General features: G+C 50.5%; 21 protein-coding genes and 5 pseudogenes. 10 read left to right on the plus strand and 16 right to left on the minus strand.

Annotated features, from left to right (window positions below):
* Positions 1-504: 504 nt before the first annotated feature.
* Together MN084_RS19555 and MN084_RS19560 are read left to right on the plus strand one after the other, a co-directional pair.
* Complete coding sequence (locus MN084_RS19555; protein ID WP_445083921.1) at positions 505-648, plus strand: helix-turn-helix domain-containing protein; 144 nt, start codon at positions 505-507, stop codon at positions 646-648.
* Positions 649-859: 211 nt separating this feature from the next.
* Positions 860-1,451: pseudogene (locus tag MN084_RS19560) on the plus strand (transposase); the annotation flags it as partial.
* Between the two features lie 105 nt (positions 1,452-1,556).
* Here the strand turns inward: MN084_RS19560 and MN084_RS08210 are convergent.
* The 3 genes from MN084_RS08210 to MN084_RS08220 are packed head-to-tail and all read right to left on the minus strand — an operon-like array spanning position 1,557 to position 2,582.
* Complete coding sequence (locus tag MN084_RS08210) at positions 1,557-1,745, minus strand: transposase (RefSeq protein ID WP_241086284.1); 189 nt, start codon at positions 1,743-1,745, stop codon at positions 1,557-1,559.
* Positions 1,717-2,367 (minus strand): DDE-type integrase/transposase/recombinase, encoded by a 651-nt coding sequence (locus tag MN084_RS08215; protein ID WP_330178473.1) that lies wholly within the window; start codon positions 2,365-2,367, stop codon positions 1,717-1,719. Before MN084_RS08215 ends, MN084_RS08210 begins: the two co-directional genes overlap by 29 nt.
* A 20-nt stretch (positions 2,368-2,387) precedes the next feature.
* Positions 2,388-2,582, minus strand: coding sequence for a transposase (locus MN084_RS08220; protein WP_241087299.1), 195 nt, complete (start codon positions 2,580-2,582; stop codon positions 2,388-2,390).
* A gap of 100 nt (positions 2,583-2,682) precedes the next feature.
* On the opposite strand from MN084_RS08220, the pseudogene MN084_RS08225 reads away from it, so the two are divergent.
* Positions 2,683-3,553, plus strand: a pseudogene (locus tag MN084_RS08225) (IS256 family transposase); the annotation flags it as partial.
* 23 nt (positions 3,554-3,576) lie between these two features.
* Positions 3,577-4,064, plus strand: a pseudogene (locus tag MN084_RS08230) (ATP-binding protein); the annotation flags it as partial.
* 235 nt (positions 4,065-4,299) lie between these two features.
* Here MN084_RS08230 and MN084_RS08235 read toward each other — a convergent pair.
* The 4 genes from MN084_RS08235 to nirB all read right to left on the minus strand — a co-directional run bounded on the left by MN084_RS08235 (position 4,300) and on the right by nirB (position 7,606).
* Positions 4,300-4,392 carry a hypothetical protein gene (locus MN084_RS08235; protein ID WP_241087398.1) on the minus strand — a complete coding sequence of 31 codons (93 nt, stop codon included), beginning with the start codon at positions 4,390-4,392 and terminating at the stop codon, positions 4,300-4,302.
* The gene (locus tag MN084_RS08240; protein ID WP_330178533.1) at positions 4,349-4,678 is read right to left on the minus strand and encodes a CBS domain-containing protein; all 330 of its coding nucleotides are present in this window, start codon (positions 4,676-4,678) and stop codon (positions 4,349-4,351) included. Before MN084_RS08240 ends, MN084_RS08235 begins: the two co-directional genes overlap by 44 nt.
* Before the next feature lie 163 nt (positions 4,679-4,841).
* On the minus strand, positions 4,842-5,168 hold the full coding sequence (gene nirD / locus MN084_RS08245; protein WP_241087298.1) for a nitrite reductase small subunit NirD: 327 nt from the start codon (positions 5,166-5,168) through the stop codon (positions 4,842-4,844).
* Positions 5,169-5,170: 2 nt separating this feature from the next.
* The gene (nirB, locus tag MN084_RS08250) at positions 5,171-7,606 is read right to left on the minus strand and encodes a nitrite reductase large subunit NirB (RefSeq protein WP_241087297.1); all 2,436 of its coding nucleotides are present in this window, start codon (positions 7,604-7,606) and stop codon (positions 5,171-5,173) included.
* A gap of 479 nt (positions 7,607-8,085) precedes the next feature.
* Here nirB and MN084_RS08255 point away from each other — a divergent pair, with 479 nt between their 5' ends.
* The 3 genes and pseudogenes from MN084_RS08255 to MN084_RS19565 all read left to right on the plus strand — a co-directional run.
* Positions 8,086-8,667 (plus strand): helix-turn-helix domain-containing protein, encoded by a 582-nt coding sequence (locus MN084_RS08255; protein ID WP_241087296.1) that lies wholly within the window; start codon positions 8,086-8,088, stop codon positions 8,665-8,667.
* A gap of 184 nt (positions 8,668-8,851) precedes the next feature.
* Entirely contained in the window at positions 8,852-8,986 is a 135-nt protein-coding gene (locus MN084_RS08260; protein WP_330178474.1) for a hypothetical protein, read from the plus strand.
* A 198-nt stretch (positions 8,987-9,184) separates the two neighbouring features.
* Positions 9,185-9,307 (plus strand): annotated as a pseudogene (locus MN084_RS19565) (IS256 family transposase); the annotation flags it as partial.
* Positions 9,308-9,368: 61 nt separating this feature from the next.
* On the opposite strand, the pseudogene MN084_RS08265 reads toward MN084_RS19565, so the two are convergent.
* The 9 genes and pseudogenes from MN084_RS08265 to napF form a co-directional block, all read right to left on the minus strand.
* Positions 9,369-10,499, minus strand: a pseudogene (locus MN084_RS08265) (IS3 family transposase).
* Positions 10,500-10,694: 195 nt separating this feature from the next.
* Positions 10,695-11,675: a GTP 3',8-cyclase MoaA gene (moaA, locus tag MN084_RS08270; protein ID WP_241087294.1), complete on the minus strand. Its 981-nt coding sequence runs from the start codon at positions 11,673-11,675 to the stop codon at positions 10,695-10,697.
* A gap of 209 nt (positions 11,676-11,884) precedes the next feature.
* A complete protein-coding gene (locus MN084_RS08275) occupies positions 11,885-12,451 on the minus strand; it encodes a NapC/NirT family cytochrome c (protein ID WP_241087293.1) in 567 nt (188 codons plus the stop codon).
* 158 nt (positions 12,452-12,609) lie between these two features.
* Positions 12,610-13,038 (minus strand): nitrate reductase cytochrome c-type subunit, encoded by a 429-nt coding sequence (locus MN084_RS08280; RefSeq protein ID WP_241087292.1) that lies wholly within the window; start codon positions 13,036-13,038, stop codon positions 12,610-12,612.
* A 25-nt stretch (positions 13,039-13,063) separates the two neighbouring features.
* The gene (napH, locus tag MN084_RS08285) at positions 13,064-13,999 is read right to left on the minus strand and encodes a quinol dehydrogenase ferredoxin subunit NapH (protein ID WP_241087291.1); all 936 of its coding nucleotides are present in this window, start codon (positions 13,997-13,999) and stop codon (positions 13,064-13,066) included.
* Positions 13,999-14,871: a ferredoxin-type protein NapG gene (gene napG, locus MN084_RS08290; RefSeq protein ID WP_241087290.1), complete on the minus strand. Its 873-nt coding sequence runs from the start codon at positions 14,869-14,871 to the stop codon at positions 13,999-14,001. The genes napH and napG overlap by 1 nt, the downstream gene beginning before the upstream one ends.
* Positions 14,872-14,957: 86 nt before the next feature.
* Positions 14,958-17,480, minus strand: a complete 2,523-nt coding sequence (napA, locus tag MN084_RS08295) for a nitrate reductase catalytic subunit NapA (protein ID WP_241087289.1) — start codon at positions 17,478-17,480, stop codon at positions 14,958-14,960.
* Positions 17,467-17,730 (minus strand): chaperone NapD, encoded by a 264-nt coding sequence (locus tag MN084_RS08300; RefSeq protein ID WP_241087288.1) that lies wholly within the window; start codon positions 17,728-17,730, stop codon positions 17,467-17,469. The genes napA and MN084_RS08300 overlap by 14 nt, the downstream gene beginning before the upstream one ends.
* A 22-nt stretch (positions 17,731-17,752) precedes the next feature.
* Positions 17,753-18,265 (minus strand): ferredoxin-type protein NapF, encoded by a 513-nt coding sequence (gene napF / locus MN084_RS08305; RefSeq protein ID WP_241087287.1) that lies wholly within the window; start codon positions 18,263-18,265, stop codon positions 17,753-17,755.
* A gap of 569 nt (positions 18,266-18,834) precedes the next feature.
* Here napF and MN084_RS08315 point away from each other — a divergent pair.
* The 3 genes from MN084_RS08315 (at position 18,835) to MN084_RS08325 (ending at position 23,863) form a co-directional block, all read left to right on the plus strand.
* Positions 18,835-19,419 carry an ISL3 family transposase gene (locus tag MN084_RS08315; RefSeq protein ID WP_445083922.1) on the plus strand — a complete coding sequence of 195 codons (585 nt, stop codon included), beginning with the start codon at positions 18,835-18,837 and terminating at the stop codon, positions 19,417-19,419.
* Positions 19,420-19,588: 169 nt separating this feature from the next.
* Positions 19,589-23,086 carry a transcription-repair coupling factor gene (gene mfd, locus MN084_RS08320; RefSeq protein ID WP_241087286.1) on the plus strand — a complete coding sequence of 1,166 codons (3,498 nt, stop codon included), beginning with the start codon at positions 19,589-19,591 and terminating at the stop codon, positions 23,084-23,086.
* Positions 23,087-23,158: 72 nt separating this feature from the next.
* Positions 23,159-23,863: a CsiV family protein gene (locus tag MN084_RS08325; protein WP_241087285.1), complete on the plus strand. Its 705-nt coding sequence runs from the start codon at positions 23,159-23,161 to the stop codon at positions 23,861-23,863.
* Positions 23,864-24,032: the final 169 nt, after the last annotated feature.

Consider the following 24,032-nt stretch of genomic DNA (forward strand, 5'->3'; position numbering starts at 1 on the left):
GCATACCTTCAACTGAAAACTTAGCTGCGGCACCTCACCCTTCCAGCCCAATAGCTCGAGACTCTCTAATCGCATACCGGTGAGACTGAGACCCTTGATCAATATCGGGTGTCAATATTCATCGCTGTTGGGATCATGAGTATTGTGGGCCAGCCCCGGCATATTGACATCCACCCTCTCAGCATTGCGTACAGCAATGCTCTCGATCTCTTCAAAGTAGCTTATTATGCAGATGGAGGTAAGGCTTCGATAATATATAGAGAACCGTGGCGACAAACCCTTGCACATCACTACCATAAAGCATGCGCACCGCATAATGCTGTCCCTCTGCCAACAACTGAACTTTGCCATTTGCCGTGTGAGTGGTGACCACCAGGAAGGTACCCGATCAGCTTCACGCTGTAACACTCTTCATGTTCGGGGGATATACGCTGGAGTTGCAGCACCGATTCAATACGCAGATTATTAACCCGGCGGACATTTACATATTGATATAATGCCTGTATGAGAATAGGTGCACGCAAACTCGGCACTGAGCAACAAGAACTCCTGAGACAGCAAGCCGTTCAGCTCCGCCTGCAAGGAAAGAGCTTTAAGGAAATAGGCGGCTTATTGAATGTTCATCCAAATACGGCTGGACTTGCATAAGCGCTATCGTGTTAGTGATGAAGAAGCCCTGGCCATCGCGAAGCGAGGACCAAAAAGTGCGGCACCGTCGCCTGACTGAAGTTCAGGGGCAAAAAGTCATTGAAGCGATTCGGGATCATATGCGAGGTATAACTGAAAGTGGCGTTTGACAGGCACCGAAAAAAACAGCGTACCTAGTTGATTTGAAACTGCAAAGTAATCAAACAACTAACTGAGGTACGCCACCACGGATAAGAATACAGTTGTTTCGATCGAAGATCGAGAGCAGATCGCTGATCCACTGACAGAGTTGCACAGAATGGGAGCCCGAAAGCTGATTGAACAAGCGATAGAAACGGAGTTGCAAGCCTTGTTACCCCAGTTGCCGAACAACAAACCGAGCATGGTCATGCTGCTGTCGTACGCAATGGTTACCTGCCGGAACGAGTCATCCAAACAGACATAGGTCCAGTGACCGTGAAGGTACTCAAGGTACGATCTAGATCTAGAGACCCGATCACTTTCCACGCTGCGTCGCCCCCCTCTATATTCGCAAAACCCGTTCGCTGGAAGCCGCGATTTCCTGGCTGTATCTCAAGGGTGTAAGCTGCGGTGAAATGGGGGAAGCACTCAAGGTGCGGGCCGGCCCGGAAGCAAAAGGGTTATCTGCCAGTGCGGTTTCCTGACTGAAGCAGGTATGGGCACAGGAGTGTCTGGATTGGTGTGCCACCAGATTGGACAAAGCTCGCTGGATATACATCTGGGTAGACAGCATCTACAGTGGCTTGAGAGCTGAACAGGCAAAACTCTGCGCATTGGTTATTAGGCTCTTTCCCTAAGAGTGGTTAGGTTAACGTACCCCTATGAGAGACAAATATCTATATGCCCAGGTCCTGTGAAATGCCCCCATTCTATGGCCACTTGGCGTGTTAGGTTCTCCGCATTTCACGTAATCCAAAATACGCCATCTCTGGCGTGACGTAGTGTTGTGAACTGTGGGGTCGCCGCTCATTATATCGGCAACGCCACTGTTCAATAACAACTCTGGCTTCGGTCAGGCTACCAAATATCTCTGCATTTAAACACTCCTTAGCGGAAAATGCCGTTGAAGCTTTCATTGCTGCCATTTTGCCAGGGTTTTCCCGGTTCAATATTGGCTAGCTTAATATCATGCTTTTCCAGTTCCTCGCGCAGTACGAGGGCCAACAGCTCAGCTCCGTTGTCGCTGCGAATGGCTCGGGGAATTCCGTAGCGAATGATTAATTCACGTAGCACCGCTTTCACGTGTTGCCTCTGTAGGTATCGACCAGTTTTGATTGCCAGACAATAACCGGTTGCTTCGTCCTTGACCGTCAAGCACCGCAGAGGCTCTGCGTCATGATAGCGGTCATGTACGAAATCCCATGCCCACACATCATTCCGTCGTAGCGCCAATCCCTCCAGTTTTACCCCAGTGCGAATCTTCCGTCGAGGGCGATAAGGCGGCAAACACAGGCCATTAAGCCGCCAGAGTCGATATACGCGTTTGTTGTTTACCTGCCAACCTCTGAGCCGCAGATAGGCGCCTGATAAACGATAGCCCCAACTGGGATCCTCCCGCACCACTACACGCAACGCGGCCGACAGATGCCGGTCACGACGTTCTCGTTTTGAACTATAATGAAGCCCCGATCGCGGTGTCGTACAAAGCCAGCTTGCTCGCCTTTGGCTAAGGCCCCGTTCAATAGCAAACAATGCCATGGCGCGCTTCGCGCGGGGGCTCACCACTTTTTTGCTTGTATCTCCTTCATGACCTCTACTTCCAGGTCACGTTCTGCTAGCAGCTTTTTGAGCCGCATGTTCTCATCCTTGACTCGCTTTAGCTCCCGCACATCTGAAACTTCCATCCCGGCATACTTGTTGCGCCAACGGTAGATCGACTGCTCCGATACGCCGTGTTTGCGTGCTGCCGCCACGGCCGTTTTGCCTCTGCATCGCGCAGTACAGCCACGATCTGCTCATCTGAAATTTGAAGACAGTCCTAAATTCTGAGTAACTACCCAGGATAGGCAGATGATCGACAAGAAAGAGCTCCAGACGATAGCCCAGGCGGCCGCTAATGACATCAAAACTGAAGAAGATCTCAACGAGTTTCGGCAAATGCTGCCAAAAATCACGGTCGATGCAGCACTCAACGTTGAACCGGCTGATCATCCTGGCTTTGCCAAACATGAACAGTCCGAAGCGAGTAATAGCCGCAACGGCACTACTGGCAAGACCTTGCAAACGGAGGATGGCCAGTTTGAACAGGATACTCCACGAGATAGAGCGGGCAGCTTTAAACCCCGACTGGTTAAAAAGCACCAGCGTCGATTTACCTCAATGGATGACAAGATCCTCTTCTTGTATGCTCAGGGTATGACGACCCGCGAAATCGTCACGACATTCAAGGAAATGTACGGAGCCGATGTCTCCGCCACGCTCATATCCAAAGTTACTGATGCGGTTATCGAGCAGGTTGTCGAATGGCAATCTCGCCCCCTGGATGCGATTCAGCCTGTTGTTTATCTGAACAGCATTGTCATTAAAATCCGGCAATACAAGAAAATGATCAACAAAGCAATTTACCCCGCTTTGGGCGTCAACCTGGAAGGCCACAAGGAATCATCGAGGATGTGGCTGTCGGAGAATGAGGGTGCCAAGTTCTGGCTGAACGTGCTGACAGAGCTTCAGAATCGCGGTGTGGAGGATATTTTGATTGCCTGTGCCGATGGCTTAAAGGGCTTTCCTGATGCAATCAACACGGCTTTTCCGAATATCCAGCTGTGTATTTGTGCATATGCTACGGAACTCGATGAAGTAGGTGCCCTGGAAAGACTACAAGCCTGTGGCGGCTGATTTGAAAAAGAGTTACCAGTCCATCACCGAGGAAGAAGCCTTACCAGCGTAGGATAAATTCTCTGACCGAGTGAGCTGGCAGGCTTTGATTTTATCCAAAGTCAGGTAAACGAAGAACTGATTACTGCACTGCATCACTGTGAATTTATGGAAGAGGCCCAGAGCATCGTTTTTGTGGGCCTGGTACCGGTGAAACCCTCCTGATGACTACAGTCGCGGTGCAGGCCTTCAGCACCATCATAAACCTATTCGCTTTTTATCAACTATTGAGCTGGTTAACCTGCTGGAGCAGGAGAAACAACCCGGTAAACAGGGGGCAATGGCTAACAGGTTGATGCATGCGGATCTCGTGACTCCTGGTGAACCGGGTTATCTTCCCTTTAGCCAAGCAGGTGGTGCTTTGTTATTCCATCTTCTCAGCAAGCTGTATGGGACGCACCCGCGTCATTATTACCACCAATGTCAGCTTCATTAAATGGTCGAATCTCTTTGGTGATGAAAAGATGACTGCACTGCTTGATCGGCTGACCCATCACTGCCATATCATCGAAACCCGCAATACGGAGAGAGAAACCAAACGGAAACCCAAGAAATGAGCCATAATCCGGCTTGATTAGGTGGGCCACTTTTCAGTGCAAATGGTGAGGTACTTTCTGGCGGGGTACTTTTGGATGTAATTTAACATGGAGGATATAAAAAAGCCCCGAGACACCTTCAGGCATCCCGTGGCTTTATTGATTGTTGAATTTAACCAGCCACTCTTAAATTTAAGTGGCTATCCGAAAACAGTGCTATTTACAGAGTACCGCTATGGATATTCTCTTGGAATACCGCCTTATGCACATCACCCAGGCTGAGCACGCCAACAAGCTTGCCGGCTTCGGCTATTGGTATGCGACGGAATTTGTGACGCACCATACGTAGTGGCTGCCTTAAGAATGTGGTCATCAGGTGAAACGGTAACAACATTGTTTATCATCAGGTCTTTAACCTTGAGATTCACCACATCCTTATATTTGCCCATCATTTCATCGAAGTCGATGCCGCCAAGTCCTTCTGACATCATATCTTCCAGGGTGGGGAAAAGCCGGTGCAGCACATCTTTTTCTGCAATAAAGCCGACCATCTTGTCCCCCCTCATAACGGGTAGACCGCTATAGCGATAGAGACACATCAATGACACCACCTCCAGCAATATGGTTTACCGGTGTGACTGTCTTTGGAGACCCGCTCATTACTTCTCTAACCTGCATGAATTTTTCCTCTGTTGATTTATTACCACCCCGGTTCTTATCAATGGCCGGTTTAACTTTCTGTAATGGGTGTAAAAAAAACCTTCAGATGGACAGATATACTACATCTCTGTCCAGACGAACAGGGTAAGTTGGCACGCAACCAACATCCGGAGCCATAACTTCACCGTTTTCCAGCTCTAAAACCCAGTTATGAAGTGGGCAGGTGACCCGGTGACCGTGAACGATCCCATCGGATAGCGGACCCTTTTTGTGAGGACAACTGTTGGCGATAGCAAATACTCGATCATCAGCGGTGCGAAAAATGGCGATCTCCCCGTTTTTTCCGGTTTTAATCACCCTCGATCCCAAAACGGGAATATCATCCAGCTTTCCTATCTCAATCCAGTTTTCACTCATTGCGGAAGACATAATCAGGCTCCAATCTCTTTCATCGGGGTAAATTCATGGGCTTCAGCCCCTTCGGCGCGTGCTGTCCAGGGATCATCCTGGGCTTTCTTCTGGGATAACAGGAAGCGGTCATAGAGTGCTTTCCGACTCATCTCATCATCCAGCAGGTACGCTTTGATGTGGCCTAGGCTGACTCGTTCCACCCATGGAGCGGTTCTCTCAAGGTAGTGTGCCTCTTCGCGATAGAGCTGGCAGAAGGCACCAGCTATCTCCAGCACCTCATCCTCGGTTTTCACCCGGCAGAGAACATCCGTGGCACGCAGCTTCACACCGCCGTTACCGCCCACATGCAATTCATAACCCGAATCGATGGCGACGACACCAAAATCCTTGATGGTCGCTTCAGCACAGTTTCGGGGGCATCCGGAGACGGCCATCTTGAATTTATGGGGCATCCAGGAGCCCCATGAGAGCTGTTCCAGCTTGATACCCAGCCCAGTGGAGTCCTGGGTTCCGAAACGGCACCACTCTGAGCCTACGCAGGTTTTAACTGTTCGCAATGCCTTGCCATAGGCGTGACCGGAAACCATACCGCGGTCAGCCAAAAAAGACCACATCGCCGGAAGATCACTCTTCTTCACCCCAAGCATATTGATCCGCTGGCCGCCGGTGAGGTGTATCTCACCCACATTAAATTTTTCCGCTGCATCGGCAATGGCACGCAACTCATCCGGCGTAGTGCGACCACCCCACATCCTGGGAATGACCGAAAATGAACCATCTTTCTGGATATTGCCGTGAGCCCTTTCATTAATAAACCGGGACTGGGCATCATCTTCACTCTGTTCCGGCCAAGTGGAGATAATGTAGTAGTTAACTGCCGGCCGACAGATATGACAACCATCAGGATTGCGCCACTCAAGGTGATCGAACAGATCATGAACCCATGTCAGGCTATGCTCTTTGATCGCATCCTTCACCTGATCGTGGGTGAAATCGGTACAGCCACAGATCGACTTTGACTCAGGCACGGTGTAATCATCATCCAGAGTGCTCTCTAGAATCTGTTCAACTAGGCCGGTACAGGAACCACAGGAGGCACCTGCCTTGGTGTGCGCCTTCACTTCATCAACGGTAAACAGCCCTTCAGCGGCAATGGCTTTGACGATATCCCCCTTGCAGACACCATTGCAGTCACACACTTGGGTATCGTCACTCATGGCCGAGGCCTGAGACTGGCCTCCGTGATCGGAATCATCCAAATGCACCTGACCAAACAGCAGCTTATCACGCATATCCGAGATATCGGTTCCGGCCCGCATCAGCTGGAAGTACCATGCGCCATCGATCGTGTCACCATAGAGCACGGCACCTTCGATCTTGTTGTCCTTGACCACCAGCCGCTTATAGATGCCACCTGCAGGATCCTGGAACAGAATGTCTTCCGTGGAGTCATCACCTTGAAAATTACCTGCCGAGAAGAGATCGATACCGGTAACTTTCAACTTGGTTGAAGTCACAGACCCTTCATAACGGTCATAACCCATTTCAGCCAGATGGTTGGCACAGACCTTGGCCTGCTCAAACAGTGGTGCCACCAGCCCATAACACTCATTTCTGTGCTGCACACACTCACCAACAGCATAAATCTGAGGGTCAAAAGTCTGCATGGTATCGCTGACCAGTACACCGCGTTCACTGTAGAGACCCGCATTTTTTGCCAGCTCAATATTGGGGCGAATACCCACCGCCATCACCACCAGATCGGTAGCCAACTCGGAATCGTCGGCAAAACGGATGGCTTCCACCCGCTTGTCTCCAATAATAGCCGCCGTCTGAGCCTCCATCAAAAACTTCATGCCATCCCGCTCAAGGGATGCTTTGAGCATGGCTGATGCGGCTTTATCCAGCTGGCGCTCCATCAGAGCATCCATCAGATGAGCCACAGTCACATCCATACCCTGTTTCTTCAGGCCGTTGGCGGCTTCCAGGCCCAACAGACCGCCACCAATCACCACCGCCTTATTATGATTTTGTGCTGCAGAGAGCATGGTCTCTACATCCTTGATATCACGAAACCCTGTGACCCCGTTCAGTTCAGCACCGGGCACGGGAATGATAAAGGGGTTGGAACCGGTGGCGAGCAATAGACGATCATATCCGGCCTCGACTCCATCGGCAGTGACAACCTTACAGGCAACCCGATCGATCTCTACCACCGGAGAACCGGTGTGCAGAATGATGCCATTCTCTTTATACCATTCGCAGCTATTAAGAATGATCTCGTCAAACGCCTTCTCACCTGCCAGCACCGGCGATAGCAGAATACGGTTGTAATTGGGGTGCGGCTCTGAGCCGAACACCATGATGTCATATTTTTCCGGTGCCAGCTTGATCAGCTCTTCCAGGGTACGAATGCCTGCCATGCCATTACCGATAAGTACCAAACGCTCTTTCATGCTCTACCTCATGCATGTTGGGCCGGGAGAGGCCCGTCATTTCAATTGAGATAGCCTACTGCAACCGTTGTGCCAATTTCGTTAATCGGGCGGTATCAGTCTGTACATAAAGGAGTTGTAATATTCATCCAGCGCTACCAGGGAACCACTCCGGCCCACCATGATTCAGATTGGTGCTCGGCAAACGGTCTATGCACCGCAATAAGGCAATTCACTGTTTAGTTACTCTGGATAAGCTATTTCAAAAGAGGTGTCTCCTATCCGTGCATAGGCATATACCTACGCACCTTCTAGATGCAACACACACAAAATGCTGGCTGCTCACAAAATGATACAGACACAGCGTATCAGCTGTGCGGGAGGAAACAAAAAAAGGGCACAGCGAACGCAAAGAAATGGCGTAGAAATATTCATATTTTTCAATAGGTAATATTTTAGGCTCTTTCCCTGATTAAGTGAGTAGATTAACGTACCCTCCTATGAGAGATAAAGATCTATACGCCCAGATCCTAGGTATCAAGAGCCCTTGGCAGGTCAGCAGTATGGAGTTGGCTCTATCAGAGGGAGAGGTAACGGTACAGGTTAAGCAGGAGGCAGGTGCCAAGCAGTGTTGTTTAACCTCTGGGCAGATCTCACCGGGCTGTGACTCACGCAAGCGCCGCTGGCAGCACCTGGACACCTGCCAGTACAAAACTATTTTGGTAGCAGATGCGCCCAGAGTGAAGTGTGAAGAACATGGGATGGTCACCGTGCCAGTTTCCTGGGCGGAACCGGGCTCTGGATTTACTGCAATGTTTGAGGCACTGGTGATCGACTGGTTGAAAGAGGCGTCCATCTCGGCAGTCTCCCGATTGATGGGACTGAGTTGGAATGCCATTGATAGAATTATGCAGCGAGCGGTTAAGCGAGGACTGGCACGTAGAATAGAGATCAGCCCAACACGTATCGGTGTTGATGAGACGGTCTTCAAGAAAAGCCATGATTATGTAACAGTCCTATGGAAGCCTCTAAAAACCATCATAAAATTAGTGGCAATAGTAACTAACTCAACCAACCGCTGATAAAAACCATGCAGCTGAGTTTTTTGATCATCAAGACCGGCTTGAATTCCTTGAGCAACTGGGAGACCCGCTGCCAAGGCTGGAAAGGACCGTATACTAGAAGGCTTTTCGGGTATTGTTGGGCTCAATTTATAAAAACAGTGGTCCCAGTAAAGGTGGGCGTCCGCCTTGCGATGCGGTACTGATGTTCAAGGTGTTGGTCCTACAGCATCTGTTCAACCTGAACGGGGATATCGACAGGCGACCAGCAGATCAACCAGTTTGGTCTGGACCTCAGGCCACCCTGGATGATTGGCTATGGAAATCCGAAACCATCTAGCGTGATGGCGACAGTGGTACCTACTGGGCTGCACAGGGCGACTTCGAATACACCTTGGTTGGCATAAATGAGACCGCAATGGACCAGGGAACGCTGATGGAGTACGGCTGGGATCAGCGAGGTAAATATGCGAGACTATCCTGAATTCTGTGTAATTGCCTATCATTAAACCCAAACAAGGGAGAGGATAGGCAGCTGATCGACAAGAAAGAGCTCCAGGCGATAGCCCAAGCGGCCGCTAAAAACATCAAAACTGAAGAAGATCTCAACGAGTTTCGGCAAATGCTGACCAAGATCACGGTCAGCATTTGCCGAAACTCGTTGAGATCAGGAATGGCCCCACAATTTGGACAGTCGCTTAAGTGACTTTCATCCTCATTACTTACGCCGCTTCCTGCCACGTGATTTCACCAAAATACGCCTGATCTGGCGTCTTGCCAAGCCCCTGATGTTTTCGCTCAGTATTGTAGAATTTCAAATATTTACCAATGCCTGAACGTGCTTCGACAACCGAATCATAAGCTTTGAGATAAACTTCCTCATACTTGACGCTGCGCCACAGGCGTTCAACAAAAATATTATCCACCCAGCGCCCCTTACCGTCCATGCTGATTTTTATATTGGCTGCTTTCAATGTTCCAGTAAAAGCTTCACTGGTAAATTGTGCGCCCTGGTCTGTATTAAAGATTTCGGGGGCACCATAACGTTCTATCGCTTCTTCCAGTGCATCAACACAAAAGTCGCTGTCCATGGTGTTGGATATTCGACAGGACAGCACTTTGCGACTATACCAGTCCATAATGACCGTCAGGTAAACAAATCCTTTGGCCATTGGGATATACGTGATATCCGAACAGAAAACCTGGTTGGGCCGATTAATTTCCAGGACCTTCAGCAAGTAAGGATAAATTTTGTGCCCTTTACCGGGCTTACTGGTATTTTTCTTTGGATACAGTGCTGCAATACCCATCTGGCGCATTAATCGCTGCACACGCTTGCGATTGATCTCATGCCCTTCTTCATACAACCAGTCACGAATTCTGCGACTGCCATAGAACGGCCGTTTCATGTCCATTTCATCAATATGCCGCATCAGTTTCAAGTCCTCTTCAGAGGCCTATGCTCTTGACTGGTAATACACAGTCCAGCGGTTCAGCGACAGCAACTGACACTGGCGCGTAATCGGAAGTTCATACTGACGATCAATCATCCTTTTCCTTTCGGACCGTGAATCCTTTCCAGTCCTTGTTATAAAAAATCATTCTCCATAGTCAGTCGACCTATTCTTGGCATGCAACTCTTTGATCTTTACTTCTGAATTTTCAGTGGGTTTTTGATCCCCTCCAAAAGCACGATCTGCATTTTCCAGTAACAGCTTTTTCCATTCTGTGATCTGATTGAGGTGAACATCAAATTTCTCTGATTGTTCCGCCATAGTCAGATCTCCTTTCAAGCCAGCAATAGCTACCTTGGCTTTAAAACTGGGTTTATGGTTTCTACGTTTTCTTCTCATCTTCTGCTCCTGTCTTTCAACATTGTTGCAGAAGTCACTTAAACTGTCCGTATGCCTGTCCGACTAATGGGATACACCTCTATCCTTGTTATTCGTAATTTTTCGTCAGATTCTATCGTGAGTCGCAGAAACCTGACGAAACAATAAAAAACTCTGCTGTTTTCCGTTATCTCTATGTTCCGCTTTTTAAAAGAATCAGCCACCCGTCACAGACATAACCCTCCCCACCTGATCCGGATTATCGTTGAACTCATGCTTTTCTGGTTTTCGCTGAATGGCTTCCGATATCGCAGCCTTCAGCTCCTCGTCGGTCAACCCCTGGCGCAAAAGCGGGCGGAACTCGAGCTTATCCTGCTGACCTAGGCAGAGGTAAAGAGTCCCTTCAGACGAGAGACGCACCCTATTGCAGTCTTCGCAGAAGTGCTGGGATATGGGGGTGATAAAACCGATTTTCAGTCGCTTGCCCACCAACTTCAGATATTTGGCAGGCCCTGCCCCGGTCATTCTTGCAGGTTCCATCTCAAAACGCTGCTCCAGGTCTTTCCAAATCGCATCCAGACTGACATAGCGGTCAACGGCATCCTGGCCAGCCGTACCCACCGGCATGGTTTCAATGAACCTGAGAGTAAAGCCATGTTCCAGACAGAAATCGACCATATTGCCGATCTCATCTACATTGAGGTCCTTCATCACTACCATATTGATCTTGATCGGGTGCAATCCGGCTTTCTTGGCAGCCATTAGACCATCGAGCACAGGCTGAAGCTCGCTCTGGGTAATCTCCCGGAACACATCGGGCTTTAGTGTATCAAGACTAACATTGATACGGCTGACACCGGCCTTTTTCAAAACCTCGGCGTGCTCAGCCAAGTGAGATGCATTGGTGCTCATTGAGAGGTCATCAACCCCAGGCAACACCGCTATCTGCTGCACCATATCGGCGATATCCTTGCGAACCAGAGGTTCTCCACCTGTCAGGCGAAATTTACTCACACCCAGTTCACTGAAAATCCGTATCAACCGGACAAACTCTTCCAGGGTAAGGCGATTATCTGATTCGATAAATCCTTTGAAGCCTTTGGGAATACAGTAAAAACAGCGGAAATCGCAGCGGTCAGTCACTGATACCCGAAGATACTCGATTTTACGCCCGAAACTATCTATCAGTTGAATCATGGCATGAATTCAAAAGCTTGAAAGATGCAATTGTTTCCGGTTCTCACTAAAAAAACAATAGCCCAACGGAGATCATTCCGCTGGGCTATTTCATTCAGATACAAAGACCCATGGTTCAGGAGTCAGCCATTCACCTGCCCCTGACTCCCTATTTTTTCCCGATTCTCATACTCTGCACGAATACAAGGAAGAACCATGAAAAGACAGCATTAGCCTTCTTCTGGGATATCTTCTGCCGGATCATAACCTTCTGGCAGAGAGTGTGCGATACCCTTATGGCAGTCGATACAGGTCCAGTTATTCTCTATCGCTTCGTCATGTGCCTCGGCACTGCGACTCTCCTGGCGGCCAAAGTCCATGGAGTCGAAGTCATGGCAGTTGCGGCATTCACGGGAATCCGTATCTTTCATCGCCTTCCAGACATTCTGGGCTAGGCGCAATCTCTTCTCTTCAAATTTTTCGGTCGTATCCACTTCGCCGGTAATAAAGTGGTGATACAGTTCGTTGGATGCCTGAATCTTTCGTATAATTTTATGGATCCAGGGTCTTGGCACATGGCAATCAGGACATGTGGCACGAACACCAGTTCTGTTGGTGAAATGGATAGTATCCTGTAGCTCCTCATAAGGTGTATTTTCCATTTCATGACATGAGATGCAGAACTGTTCAGTATTGGTCAGAGCCAGAGTCCAGTTAAAACCACCCCATAGGACGATACCCAAAACGATACCAACGACCAGTACGCCAAAAGTTCCATGTTTTGCGCCATTATTCATGCTCTTTCCCCATATTCAGCACTTTAAATTACCACTACTGCTTTCATCTGCAGACTAGGCTATAACAATCTTTTTATAACCTGATATATACTCCACTATCGAATACGATACGTCCTTAACTGATGCAATAGCCAAGGGGGTGCGTACGCCTCTGCGCTCTATTTTACACCCTCGAAAGTATTTTCAACCAATGGATCAGCATTGACTTGCGGTGCATGGCACTGGTTGCAGAAATACCGGCGGCTTGAGACTGTCTCCAGTGTTTTGCCATCACGGGTAATGTAATGGCTGTCACCTACTTTTGGTGCTTTTTTCTTCTCGTAGGTCTTCTCACTGTGGCACCTCATGCAGGTATTCATCTTCAGATTGATTTTCTCTTTATCAATTTTATGGGGAATAACCGGCGGTTGTAACTTATAGCTGCGTTCGATACCACCCTCGACTATCATCTGCTTCTTCTTGGAAGCCTTTTTTGCCATATCCTGAATGTCCTGCTCTCCCCGAAGAGAGCTGACCCCGGCAACGGCAGCACCAGTGAATACCAAGACCGCAAGTACGGCCAGAAGGGTTATAAACGTTTTTTTCATCATAATCTCCATCGATCTCGAAATTTTAAGCTGCGTTGGTAAAGTCCTGATCCTGGCTCTCTTGCCTCGATTCAGCACCTTTTACCATTTGATTTTCAAATCGGGTTCCAAAGTGAAAAACATCCTCTGCGCAGACATCGATACAGCGTCCGCAATTAGTACAGTTGGCAGAAAGAATCACCGGGCCTATGCCTTTGTCAGCCCCATACAGAGCCGGTCTGATCACCTGCTGTTCCGGACAGACCTCGAAGCAGTCCATGCAGTCATCGCACTTCTCCCTCTCTTCTGCCACCACCCGGATCAGGCTCTTGCTACCCAGCAGGCTGTAGAAAGCACCCACCGGGCAGATGCGTCCGCACCATCCCTCTTTTGAGACGAACACGTCGAACAAGAAGACGCCCAACAGAATTACCCAGGCAGTGCCTAATCCGAAGATGATGCCGCGAAACGCCATCGACACCGGATTAAACAGTTCCCAAACAATCGAGCCAGTCACCAGAGGGAGTACCAGTGTGACACCCAGCATCCAGTAACGGGCTGAACGTGACAGTTGGGTACCGGTCCTTATGCCCAGCATCCTTCGGGTACAACAAGCAGCGTCAGTGATCATATTCACGGGACAGACCCATGAACAGTAGACCCGGCCTCCTACCAACATATAGAAGAGGACTACGATAATCACACCGATAATGGCATCCTGATGAGGCACGACACCGGCCAGGACCGCCTGGAGCAGGATATGAGGATCGGTCAGGGGCAGAACTTCCAGCGTCATGCTGGCCGCCAGATTCCCTTTCACAATCGCCAAACCATCCAGATAGTCCACCAGTAATGGGCTAACCAGGAACAGAGCTAAAATCGACAACTGACTGATGCGACGGAAAATCAGCCACTTGTGGGCCTTAAACCAACCCTTGGCTTCAATGGCTTCGAGACCAGGTCTCTCTTTATAAGCCATCATCACTGATTCTCCATACCCCGGTTAAGGGTATCCAGCGGATTCGAAGAGATCGGCACATCGTCCGTATTCTGCGAATCAATAATCAACCCCTTACCCTGCAAGTCATAGCGCACACCTTCAGGCAGATTGTATTTGTGCTCTATGTCCGGCGTCACCAGCGCCTTTCCAGCTTTCTCCTTCTCTTTCCAGCCGATTCGATAGTGTTTGCCCAATTCGCCCTTCGCCAGATGGGTCGGTAAAACCCTGATCGCAGCCTCTTCCAGGATGCAGGCCCTCTCGCAGAGACCACAGCCGGTACAAGCATCAGAGTGCACCACCGGTAAAAACAGGGCGTGCTTTCCTGAGCGTGTATTGTGCTTATAGTCCAGCGTGATGGCATCGCCCCGGATAGGACAGACGTTGAAGCAGATTTCACAGCGCAGGCCGAGAAAGGCGATACAGGTCTCCTGATCCACCACCACCGCCAACCCCATACGGGAGTTGTTGATGTCAACCAAGGCATGATCCAGGGCATTGGTCGGACAGGCCGGAATACACGGGATGTCTTCACACATCTCGCAGGGGCCGGTCCGGGCCGTGAAGTAGGGTGTGCCCGCAGTCACCTCGTCGCCCAACTGCCCCAGCTTGAGGATATCGTACGGGCAATCCCGTACGCACAAGCCGCAGCGTATGCAGGCACCGAGGAACTCCTCCTCCGGGAGTGCACCCGGTGGACGAATTACCGTGGCGGGCAGTGACGAGACCTGTTTGGAATACATGCCAAGTCCCATGCCCATCAGGCCAACACCACAGGCAGTCTTGAGCATACTACCCACGAATTGCCGGCGATTCACACCCTTCTTTTTGTCCTGACTTTTACCTGAATCCGTCATCTCAATACTGCTCTACCTATCGATTCGGTTTTCGTACTTTTTCACTTTGAAAAACCGGCCGGACTCTACCGGGCCGGGTTGTACCCTTATGCCTTGCTGATCTTCACTGCACACTTCTTATAATCCGTCTCTTTTGAGAGCGGATCAGTCTGATCGAGTGTGACCTTGTTGATCAAGCGGCTGGCATCAAACCAAGGGACAAATATCAGACCCTCAGGTACACGGTTGCGGCCACGGGTCTCCACCCTTGCTACAATCTCGCCCCGGCGGGACTGGATTTTCGCCATCTGGCCATTACGAAGCTTGCGCTTCTTGGCATCTTTCTTGTGCATGAATACCACAGCATCAGGCACCGCACGATAGAGCTCAGGCACACGCCGGGTCATTGAACCGGAATGCCAGTGCTCCAACACACGACCGGTGCAGAGCCAAGTATCGTACTCGGCATCTGGTGGCTCAGCCGCAGGCTCGTAAGGTGCCGTAATGATGTTGGCACGTCCTTCCTGAGCCTTCTTGCCATAGAAGAAGACTTCCCCTTTACCGCCGCCTGGGTTGTACTTGGCAACATAGGGATCATATCCTTCACGGAAACGCCACAGTGTCTCTTTGCCATCCACCACAGGCCAACGCAGACCGCGAGCCTTGTGATACGTGTCGAATGGTGCCAGGTCATGTGCATGACCACGACCGAATGAGGCATACTCTTCGAACAGGCCTTTCTGTACATAGAAGCCGAAATGCTCCATTTCGTCATTCTTGTAGACGTTGCCGTCAGAGTCAGTCACTTCCTGTTTAGGGAACTCGTTGACCTGGCCATTTTCGTACAGCACTTCGTACATGGTCTTGCCTTTGTACTCAGGCATCTTGTCCAGCAACTCTGCCGTCCAGACCTCTTCGATCTTGAAGCGTTTGGCGAACTCCATGGTCTGCCACAGATCGGATCTTGACTCACCTGGACCCTGAACCTGCTGACGCCAGAACTGGGTGCGCCGCTCAGCATTACCATAGGCGCCCTCTTTCTCGATCCACATGGATGTGGGCAGAACCAGATCGGCAGCCATGGCAGATACTGTCGGGTAGGGATCGGTTACGGTGACGAAGTTATCCGGGTTACGCCATGCAGGATAGCTTTCGTTGTTGGTATTTGCCGCCGCCTGCATGTTGTTGTTGCACTGCTGCCAGTAGCAGTTCATCTTGCCGTCTTTCATCATCCGGTGCATCAGCACGGCATGGAAGCCAGGCTTTGGATTGATGGTGCCTTCAGGCAATTTCCAGATCTTCTCAGCGATATCGCGGTGCGCTTTCTTTTTCACCACCAGATCTGCAGGCAGACGATGGGAAAAGGTGCCCACTTCGCGAGCGGTACCGCAGGCAGAAGGCTGACCGGTCAGTGAGAATGGGCTGTTACCAGGCTCGGAGATCTTGCCCATCAGCAGATGAACGTTGTAGCAGAGACCGTTAACCCAGACACCACGGGTGTGCTGATTGAAGCCCATGGTCCAGTATGAGGAGACCTTCTTTTTGGGATCGGCATAGACTTTGGCAAGTGCCAGCAATTTCTTTTTCGGCACGCCAGAGAGTTCCGATGCCTTTTCAAGGGTGTAGGGCGCAACGGATTTTGCATACTCTTCGAAGCTGATCTTCGTAAGTTTACCCTTACCGCGGTTTTTCGCTTTCTTCTCTCTTGGATCTTCAGGACGCAGACCATAACCGATATCGGTCGGGGTCTTGGTGAATTGAACGTGTTTGTCTACAAACGCTTTGTTGTAGGACTTGGTCTGAACGATGTAGTTGGCGATATAGTTTAGAATCGCCAGATCGGTCTGTGGTTCGAACACCATGCCGTTATCAGCCAGTTCGAAGCAACGATGCTCATATGTGGAGAGAACGTGCACTTCGCAACCGGGCTTGGTCAGACGAGTATCCGTCAGTCGTGACCAGAGAATCGGATGCATCTCAGCCATGTTGGCACCCCAAAGGACGAACACATCGGCATGCTCCAGATCGTCATAGCAGCCCATGGGCTCATCGATACCGAATGCACGCATGAAAGCGCCCACGGCAGAAGCCATACAGTGGCGAGCGTTGGGATCCAGATTATTAGAGCGGAAACCGGCTTTCATCAGCTTGGAGGCGGCATAGCCTTCCCATACAGTCCACTGACCGGAGCCGAACATACCAACACCGGAAGGCCCTTTGGCTTTCAGAGCTGCTTTCCACTTGTCAGCCATCACATCAAAGGCTTCATCCCAGCTCACAGGCTCGAATTTACCGTTCTTGTCGAACTGGCCATTTTTCTTGCGTAGCAGTGGCTGAGTGAGACGATCCTTGCCGTACAGAATTTTCGGCAGGAAGTAGCCTTTAATACAGTTCAATCCCTTGTTTACAGGCGCATCAGGATCACCCTGAGAGGCAACCACTTTGCCATCTTTTACACCCATGAGAATACTACAACCCGTACCGCAGTAGCGACAGGCCGCTTTATCCCAGCGGATACCATCTTCGTCAGCTGCCAATGCAGTCTTGGCCACCGGCAGGGTCACACCTGCAACTGTAGCCGCTGCTGCTATGGCGTTGCTCTTTACAAAGTCTCGTCTAGTTAGTTTCACCGATTACCTCCTCGTCAAGATCATCTCCACCGTAGTGGTATATCAAAGTTGAACTTATTACACCTTCTATTGAATTTAATGAAAGCATGGTGTCCCCGGCCGTAATATCTTCGCCATCTTCCACCGTCACTATCAATTTCCCTTCCCCTCCCCCGCCGTGAACTTCCACGCCGGGTAATTCCTCTAACCGGGTTTGAACCACGCTGCAATTTTCCGGTTTTGCATTTACGATAACACTGCACATATTCATTTGATTTTTAGTACCTCTCCTCTCACGCCACCTGTTCGCGTGGTTCAATTGAAGAAATTTCTACTGCTCGAATAGGGCAGACGGCGAAACACTCGCCGCAGCCTGTACATAGATTCTGGTCCAGAAGCGGTCTGGCAACACCACCCACCTCCAGCTTGAAACGTATCGCTCTCTCATCGCAGGCTTCGCCACAAGAGCGGCAGATGACAGCGTTCAGAGAAAGGCAGGAAGGGAGTATGGTCGCCTTCAGATCCCATGGAGAAGTGTCAGCCTCTTTGTCATAGTGAAGGGCGCCGGGTTTGCAGACGAGCATGCACCTCTGGCAGAAGTCACAGCCGCACAGAGAAAAATCCATTTGGGGGAATTTACCGCTGCCCTCTTTGATAATATCGTAAGGACAAGTTGCAATACACTCTCCACATGCAGTACAGCGCTCGATAAATGCCGCTTCATCAAGTGCCCATGGTGGGCGGATAGGCGCCTTTTCCCCGGTTACTCCGCTGAAAAACTGTCGTCGGTTGATGGCACGGGTCATACGCTAGAGTTGTCGCCTTTGAATACACCTACGTAACACATGTGTACATGATATCAAGTCCCAAAAAACAGCGTTGATGCATATCAAACATGAAAGCAGAATTTGCACAATAGTTGATCTGTGTCAATAAAATCTATGGGGCTGTCCTAGTATGGTGTCGTCATGAGTTTAAATAGGTTGTATAACAATCCGGCCTAAAAACCAATAACACAATGACGACATCAGCACATGGAAACTACTATCACCATACCTTACAGGGCAAAAAGGTATGCGCGGTGGCATGGCTAAAGATAGCCGTTTGAGCTCTTCCCCTAATTGAGTGGGCAGATTAACGTACCCCCCTATGAGAGATAAAGATCTATACGCCCAGATCCTGGGTATCAAAAGCCTTTGGTAGATTAGCAGCTCTGTCAGAGGGAGAGGTGGCGGTACACGTTGAGCAGGAGGCAAACGCCAAGTAGTGTTGTTCAACCTGTGGGCAGTGACCGCAAAAAAGCGATGCTCAAAGCATGGTACGAAGGTCTGACAGAGGAGCAGCGAGAAGCGATAGAGAGTGTCTCCATGGACATGTGGCCAGCCTTTATCATGCCACACGGGAAAGCCAGCCTAGGGCTGAAGAGAAGATTGCCTTTGGTAAATTCCATGTCGCCAAGCACCTCGGTGAGGCAGTGGACAAGGTACGCCGCCAAGAGCACAAAGCGCTGAAGGCTATGAAGACCTTAAAGGCAGCCAGTATGACTAGCTCTACAACCCTAGAGAATATGACGCGCAGACAGAAATTGCGATTCAAGGCGCTACGTGACAGCACGCTGAAGACTGCCTATGCCTGGGCGATCAAAAAGTTTGCCATGTCACTCTGGCGCTATGCCAGCAAGACATGGACAAGGAAAGGTTGGGAACGGTGGTTGTCATGGGCAGCGCGCAGTGGCCTGGAGCCAATCAAGAAAGTGGCGGGAACAATCAAGGATCATCTGTGGGGAATATTGAACGCTGTTGTTTTGGAAGTAGATAATGATCTGGCAGAAGGTCTCAACAGCCGTATCAAGATGATCAAGGTGCGTAGCAAAGGTTTCCGCAACAAAGAGCGGTTTACCAATGCAACCTACTCCCACCTTGGAGGGCTGAATCTTTATCCTGAGGGAGTGGTTGGGTGATACTTACTACCTATCAATTAATGGAAGAGCCTATTTTTTAACGAGATAAACGCTAATTCTTCAACTCGACATCACAATCTTCCGCTCCTTACAGTCAAGTAACTGCTTTTAAGATCATGGCTGGTTGTGCGAGAATGCTTGGTTCGTAATTCCAGAACCAAAATCCGTTATGACCGATGCGCAGCATAAATTTCCGGAAAGCTTTGCAGATCCGCTTAACCCACCTATTCCTGGGCGGGCTGATGGGCGGCTGCAGTGGGGGCATCTTTATGGCATGAGTGACACGCTAGCAATCGCCTCTGCAGCCGGCAAGTTCAATGGACTAGTGCTGGCACTGGCTGATGACGCTCAGACAGCAGTCGAACTGGAGAGTGGGTTGAAGTTTCTGTTGAACAGTGAAGAAGTCGAGATACTCGGATTTCCTGACTGGGAGACCCTGCCATACGATGTCTTCTCTCCACTGCCCGAGCTGATATCCCGACGCCTACTGACACTGCATCGTCTGAGCAGTATAAAAAATGCGGTACTGGTAGTTCCTGTCAGCACCCTGCTGCAGCGCCTGCCGCCAAGGGAGTACCTGCAAGCCAACACCTTTATTGTAGAGATCGGCAATACTCTCTCTCTGGAGAAGATGCGCCGGCAATTGGAGCGATCGGGCTATCATTGCGTCTCCCAGGTGATGGGACATGGAGAGTTTGCCGTTCGCGGTTCTCTGTTGGACCTCTATCCCATGGGCAGTCAACTGCCTTATCGTATCGATCTGTTTGATGAAAAGGTGGAGACCATTCGCACCTTCGATTCTGAGACTCAGCGTACGCTGAAGAAGATCGATTATATCGAGATGCTGCCGGCCAGGGAGTTCCCACTGGATGAAGCGGGCATCTCCCGTTTTCGACAGGCTTTCCGCAACACCTTTGAAGGAGACCCACAACGCAGCCTGATCTATAGCGAAGTCTCTGACGGCAACGTACCCGGTGGTCTGGAGTACTATCTCCCGCTCTTTTTTGAACAGACTTCGACGCTATTCGACTTCCTTCCGGAGCAACTTCTGACTATCTGTTTTGATCAGACCCGGGAACAGGCTGACGATTTTTTGCAGCAGGTTGAAGGTCGCTATGAGCAGCGTCGGCACGATTTAGAGCGCCCTCTCCTCCCTCCAAAGCAACTGTTTCTCGATAGCGACGAACTAGCCAGTCATTTAAGCAGAGGTCGTACTATTCAACTCCAGCGGCCGAAGGTAGAGCAGCGGAAAAAGGGCTATGCCGCTTTCCATAATTTCGCCACCCGCCCGCCCCCTCCTCTCAGTTTTCAGGCCAGAGCCAACCGGCCTGCCGGGGCACTTCAGGATTATATTGCAAGCTCACCCGGCCGGATTCTGTTCACAGCTGAGAGTGCTGGTCGGCGGGAGATGCTGAAAGAGACCCTCGGCAATTACGGCATCCGGGCAAAACTGGTTGAGAGTTGGCAGGCGTTCAAAGCCTCGACTGAAACTCTTGCCCTGACAGTCGCCCCTTTGGAACAGGGGCTCTGGCTCGATCAGGATAATCTGATCATTATCACTGAGAGCCAACTGCTTGGTGAAAAAGTCCGCCAGGAGCGGCGGCGAAAAGCGAAAATGCGCGACGCGGACCAAGTGGTTCGCAACCTCACCGAGCTCCATATCGGCGCCCCGGTGGTCCATGAAGATCACGGCGTCGGTCGTTATCTCGGGCTGCAGACTTTGGATATCAGCGGTATGGCCACCGAGTTTCTCACCCTGGAGTATGCAAAGGGTGACAAACTCTATGTCCCTGTCTCCTCACTGCATCTGATCAGCCGCTATGCCGGAGCATCACCTGAGCATGCACCACTTCACAGGCTGGGTGGAGATCAGTGGGAGCGGGTCAAACGCAAGGCAGCAGAACAGGCCCGGGATGTCGCGGCCGAACTGTTGGAGATCTACGCCCGCCGGGCGGCAAATCAAGGATACGCTTTCCCCCCCGCAGATGAAGAGTATGCCAATTTTGCCTCCTCCTTCGAGTTTGAAGAGACCCCCGACCAGGATCAGACAATTCAATCAGTACTGACCGATATGGAATCCCCTTATCCCATGGATCGGGTGGTCTGCGGCGATGTCGGCTTCGGCAAGACAGAGGTCGCCATGCGTGCCGCTTTCATGGCGGTTCAGGGGGGTAAGCAGGTGGCTGTCCTGGTTCCAACCACCTTATTGGCCCAGCAGCACTACGCCAACTTTTCTGACCGCTTCGCAGACTGGCCGGTGAAAGTGGAGAGCCTCTCACGCTTCCGTAGCAGCAAGCAGCAACAGGGCGTCATTGATGGCCTGGCAAACGGGACCGTGGATATAGTCATCGGCACCCATAAGCTGCTCCAGGAGAAGATCAAATTCAAAAGTCTGGGGTTGGTGGTGGTCGATGAAGAGCACCGTTTCGGGGTGCGCCACAAAGAACGTCTGAAATCACTGCGCAGCGAAGTTGATATGCTGACATTAACTGCCACGCCGATTCCCAGAACGTTGAATATGGCCATGTCCGGGATGCGTGATCTCTCTATTATCGCTACACCACCGGTCGGCCGCCACCCGATTAAAACCTTCATCAGCCAATGGAACGATATGCTGATAGAAGAGGCCTGCCAACGTGAAATCAAACGTGGCGGTCAGATCTACTTCCTGCACAACGAGGTCAGCACCATAGAGAATATCGCCGCCCGACTGGAGCGGCTGTTGCCAAACGCCAGGATCCAGGTCGCCCATGGACAGATGCGTGAACGCGAACTGGAAGCGATCATGCGGGACTTCTATCACCAACGATTTAATATTCTGGTCTGCACCACTATTGTGGAGAGCGGCATTGATGTACCAAGCGCCAACACTATCATCATCAACCGGGCGGATAAGCTGGGATTGGCACAGCTGCATCAACTGCGGGGCCGGGTTGGCAGATCTCACCACCGAGCCTATGCCTACCTGATAGCCCCTACCGATAAAACATTAATGCAGAACGCTAAAAGACGACTGGAAGCAATTGAATTATTTGAAGATTTAGGTGCTGGTTTTATCCTGTCAACACATGATCTTGAGATCAGAGGTGCAGGTGAGTTGCTGGGTTCCGGTCAAAGCGGTCAGATCCATGAAGTGGGATTCTCTCTCTACACAGAACTGCTTGAACGGGCAGTCAAGGCACTGAGGGCCGGCAAGCATCCCAATCTTGACCGCCCCCTTGATCACGGCGCAGAGATTGATTTGCAACTGCCCGCCCTGCTGCCGGATGATTACCTACCTGACGTCCATAGTCGCCTGGTTCTCTATAAACGCATTGCCAGCGCAGCAAGCCGGGAAGAGCTGAAAGAGCTTCAGGTGGAGATGATCGATCGGTTTGGCCTGTTACCGGACCCGGCCAAGGCACTGTTTGGCATCACCGAACTGAAGCTGGAAGCCAACCCTCTCGGAATCCGCAAAATCGATGCCGGTCCCGGGAGCGGACGAATACTGTTTGAGGGCAAGCCCAATATAGATCCCGGACAGATCATTCGATTAATCCAGACCAAACCCAAAGAGTACAAACTGGATGATGCGGACAAAATTCGTTTTTATAAGGATATGTCAGATCGGACTAAACGGATTCATCAGGTTTCACAAGTATTGGATGAAATAAGTGGAAGGGTTTAGATGGTCTCCCACCAGACTCTGGGTATACAATCAGCCGATCGACTAACGACACCCCAGCATATTAAAAGCACTGTGAGACACATCCGTACATTTACCGCAGCACTAATCAGTCTGGCGCTGTTTCTACCGTCACTCGCTTTCTCCCAGGAGTCGAAGCCTACCCTCTGGTATGACGTTGAAATCATCGTCTTTGCCCGGAATGGTGCCAATGCCGGTTCTACCGAAAACTGGCCGGACTCACCGGCAATCGCAAATAGGGAAGAGGCTCTTCTGTTACAAAATACTGGATATACCGTTCTACCCAAATCTGAGTGGAAGCTTGGAGCCGAACTGAAACGGCTAAAGCGAACCCGGGGGCGGCTGGTTCCCCTTATCCACACAGCATGGTGCCAACCGGTGTTATCACTCAATGCCGCCCAGCCACTCTATATCCGTTCACCTGGTAACATCTCCGGTCATATACCTCACTTGGACGGCACTATCAAGGTCAGCGTTCAGCGTTACCTTCACGTTGAGGTGGATTTTCTGATCAGAGAACTGCGCACCATCGCCTCTGCAGAGAGCGGTTTCTTTGGATCAATATTCAATAGTTATAGATTTGCCGATCACCGGCGGATGCGCAGCAAAAAACTTCACTATATTGATCACCCAAAGATGGGAATTTTGATGCTGATCACCCCCTATAAAACACCAATACCGGTGACAACTCCGGAATTAGAGGCTGATGGAAAAGCCGAGCCAACAGGTAAAAAGGCTGCGGCTACGCCAGCGGAGTAAGCTCAGCAAAGAAACACAAAAATAGGATCCGGGCGGCAACCGGATAAGCCTCTCCCTGCATAACACATCTGGTTGCCACGCCGAACACAGCCAAGGATACCGGCGTGAAGATACTGGATTGCCCCCCGAACACTAAACCAGTGGCATGTTAAGTTTTCCTCTACCTGAG

The sequence above is a fragment of the Candidatus Vondammii sp. HM_W22 genome (genome assembly GCF_022530855.2).
Lineage (GTDB): Bacteria > Pseudomonadota > Gammaproteobacteria > Chromatiales > Chromatiaceae > Vondammii.